Raw genomic sequence first — 3,423 nt, forward strand, 5'->3', positions numbered from 1 at the left:
CCGGCAGCGGCTACTGGCGCCAGAACGCGCCGCGCCTGCGCCGGCTGATGCCGTTCTTCTGGCACGTGCTGGTGCCGGCATCGGTGCGCCTGTGCGGCTATTTTCCGGGGCGACGGCTGCGCGCCGTCGGCGATCTGCCGCGCGAGGTGGCGCTGCAGTGGCGCCGCTGGTGCCTGCACCCGCGCTACAGCGTCGGCGCCGAGGGACCGGCGGCCGAGCGCAGCTACGCCGAGGTGCGCTTCCCTGTCCATGCCTGGAGCATGGTGGACGACGAGATGATGACCCTGGCGGGCACCGAGGCGCTGCTCGCGCTGTACGCCAACGCGCCGCGCGCGATCGAGCGCATCGCCCCGCAGGACGTGGGCGCCCGGCGCATCGGCCACTTCGGCTTCTTTCGCGAGGGCTTTGCCGACACGCTCTGGCCGCGCGCGGCGCAGCAGCTGGCGCAGTTCGCCGAGGCGCAGGCCAGCGCCGCGTCGCCGGCATGACGCCACCCCGTCCGCACTGCGGGCACACTCGCACCCCATGACCGACATGCAGACTTCCTCCACACCCACGGCCGCCCTCCATCCCCTGGACCAGGCGCTGGCCCTCGAGGGCACGGGGCCCGGCCGCTACCAGGGCCGGATCACCCAGGCCTACTGGAACATGGTCGGCCCCTATGGCGGCCTGACCGCCGCCCTCGTGCTGGAGGCGGTAATGCGCCACCCGGACCTGCTGGGCGAGCCGGTGGCGCTGACGGTGAACTACGCCGCCGCGCTCGCCGAGGGCGCCTTCACCGTCGAGGCCACGCCCGTGCGCACCACCCGCTCCACCCAGCACTGGACCATCAGCGTGCTGCAGGCCGGCGCGGACGGCGGCGCGCCGCAGGTGGCGACCACCGCCACCGTGCTCACCGCCCAGCGGCGCGAGACCTGGAGCGGCGCCGACCTGCCCATGCCCGAGGTACCCGGCTGGGCCGAATGTGCGCCGGTGCCGCCGGTCTTTCCGGTGCAGTGGCTCCAGCGCTACGAGATGCGCCCGGTGGCCGGCATGCTGCCGGCGCAATGGGACGGCAGCGAGCACGACAGCACCACGCAGCTGTGGGTGCGCGACGCGCCGGCACGGCCGCTGGACTTTCCCTCCCTGGCGGCGCTGGCCGACGTGTTCTACCCGCGCATCTGGCGCCGCCGCGCGCTGCGCGTGCCCGCAGGCACCGTCTCCATGACCGTGTACTTCCACGCCGGCGCCGAATTGTTGGCGCGCACCGGCGATGCACCGCTCCTGGGGCAGGCGCGCGCGCAGGCCTTCCACAACGGCTTCTTCGACCAGACCGGCCAGCTGTGGAACGAGGCCGGCACGCTGCTGGCCACCACCCACCAGATCGTCTACTACAAGGAATGACCGCACCATGAACACGCGCACGGACCGCCCCGCCCAGGACATCCTGGTCCACACCGAGGAAGGTGTGACGACCATCACCTTCAACCGGGTGGACAAGAAAAATTCCATCACCGAGGCCATGTACGCCGCCATGGCCGATGCGCTGGAAGCGGCCGAGGCCGACGCCGGCGTGCGCTGCGTGGTCTTCCAGGGCGACATGGCGATCTTCAGCGCCGGCAACGACATCGCCGACTTCCTCAAGCAGTCCGCCCAGGGCGCCGCCCAGGACGAGGAGGAGCGGCCCGTGTGGCGCTTCCTGCGCGCGCTGGCGGCGTTTCCCAAGCCGCTGGTGGCGGCGGTGTGCGGCCCGGCCGTGGGCATCGGCACCACCATGCTGCTGCACTGCGACCTGGTCTACGCCGGCGACAACGCGGCCTTCTCGCTGCCCTTCGTGAACCTGGGCCTGTGCCCGGAGGCGGCCTCCAGCTTGCTGCTGCCGCAGATGCTGGGCTACCACCGCGCGGCCGAGGCGCTGCTGCTGGGTGAGCCCTTCCTGGCCGAGGCGGCGCTGGAGGTCGGGCTGGTCAACCGCGTGGTGCCGCCGGCCGAGTGCAACCTGCTGGCGCAGACCCAGGCGAAGAAGCTGGCCGCCAAGCCCTTGAGTGCGCTGATCGAGACCAAGCGTCTGATGAAGGCCGGCCAGGCGGCCCAGGTACGCGAGCGCATGCGCGAGGAGGGCGCGAGCTTCGCCCGCCTGATGGCCGGCCCGGCCGCGCGCGAAGCCTTCAGCGCCTTCCTGGAGAAGCGCCACCCGGATTTCAGCCGATGCTGAAGCCGCAGGCCGCGCAGGCCGCGCCGCTGGCCTTCGAGCCGGAGTTCATTGCGGGGCTCAAGGAGATTTTCGAGCAGCGCGTGGCCTTCAACCGCGTGCTGGGCCTGAACGTCACCGAGGTGCTGCCCGAGCGGGTGGCGGCGCGCATCGACATGCGGCCCGAGCTGGTGGGGCATTTCGCCTACAACCGCTTGCATGGCGGCGTCATCAGCGCCGGGCTGGACGCCATGGGCGGACTGGCCGCCATGGCCGCCATCGGCGCCAAGCACATGCAGGATGCGCCGCTGGCGCGGCTGCAGCGCTTTGCGCGCCTGGGCACCATCGACCTGCGCGTGGACTACCTGCGCCCGGCCATCGGCAGCCATTTCGTGCTGCACGGGCAGGTGCTGCGCCTGGGGTCACGCGTGGCGAACACACGCATGGAATTCCTGGGTCCCGAAGGCGAGTTGCTGGCCACCGGGGCAGCCGCCTATATCGTCTCGTGAAACCGCGCCTGGGCCCGCGCGCCCGGCCCCTGTGTGCCGCTGCAAAGGCTGCAAGCGCATGCAACGACCGAGCGCTTTGGTTACTCCTCTTGCCGCCTGCATAACCCTTGCCGCGGGGCGGCGCCTAGCATCGGCGCTGTTGTTTCAGGAGTACCGATGGCCGTGCAAAACCCTTTCTTTGGCCGGCGCGACAGCAGCGCCCCGACCAATCACCCCGCTACCCCTTCTTCCCTGCGCTCCGGTGACGGCCCCGCGGCGCGCCAATCCGCCTCGTCCGTGCTCGGCGGGGGCGCCGGCAGCCTGGCCGCGCGCCACAGCGAGCCGGCCGCACCCGCAGCGGCCGCTGCCGCGCCGGCCGAGTCCACCACGCCCTCCGGCGGCAGCAAGCTGACCGTCGGCCCGAACATCAAGCTCAAGGGCGTGGAGATCACCGACTGCGACACCCTGGTGGTGGAAGGCACGGTGGAGGCGACCATGGACTCGCGCGTGATCCACATCGCCGAACAGGGCGCCTTCAAGGGCTGCGCCGAGATCGACATCGCCGAGATCCACGGCCAGTTCGACGGCCAGCTGACGGTGCGCGAGAAGCTGGTCATCTTCGGCTCGGGCCGGGTCAGCGGCAAGATCCGCTACGGCAAGGTGGTGATCGAGGAGGGCGGGCAGCTCACGGGCGAAATCTCCGTCGGGACCGGCAGCGGCTCCGGTAGTGGCCCCGCACGCGCGCCGCAGGGCGCCGCCGAGGCC

5 protein-coding genes are annotated in these 3,423 nt (G+C 71.7%); all 5 read left to right on the forward strand.

Features of this window, described 5'->3' with window-relative positions; all coding sequences use genetic code 11:
- Positions 1–488 (forward strand): hypothetical protein (locus tag A612_RS04515; protein WP_019373355.1); only part of this gene is annotated, 488 nt, incomplete at its 5' end.
- A gap of 37 nt (positions 489–525) precedes the next feature.
- Positions 526–1,383, forward strand: coding sequence for an acyl-CoA thioesterase (locus A612_RS04520; protein ID WP_019373356.1), 858 nt, complete (start codon positions 526–528; stop codon positions 1,381–1,383).
- A gap of 7 nt (positions 1,384–1,390) precedes the next feature.
- The gene (locus tag A612_RS04525) at positions 1,391–2,194 is read left to right on the forward strand and encodes an enoyl-CoA hydratase (protein WP_019373357.1); all 804 of its coding nucleotides are present in this window, start codon (positions 1,391–1,393) and stop codon (positions 2,192–2,194) included.
- Complete coding sequence (locus A612_RS04530; protein WP_019373358.1) at positions 2,188–2,679, forward strand: thioesterase family protein; 492 nt, start codon at positions 2,188–2,190, stop codon at positions 2,677–2,679. The genes A612_RS04525 and A612_RS04530 overlap by 7 nt, the downstream gene beginning before the upstream one ends.
- Before the next feature lie 156 nt (positions 2,680–2,835).
- Positions 2,836–3,423: bactofilin family protein (locus tag A612_RS04535; RefSeq protein ID WP_019373359.1), on the forward strand; the 588-nt coding region annotated here is incomplete at its 3' end.

This window comes from Melaminivora alkalimesophila, from assembly GCF_000282995.1.
Lineage (GTDB): Bacteria > Pseudomonadota > Gammaproteobacteria > Burkholderiales > Burkholderiaceae_C > Melaminivora > Melaminivora alkalimesophila.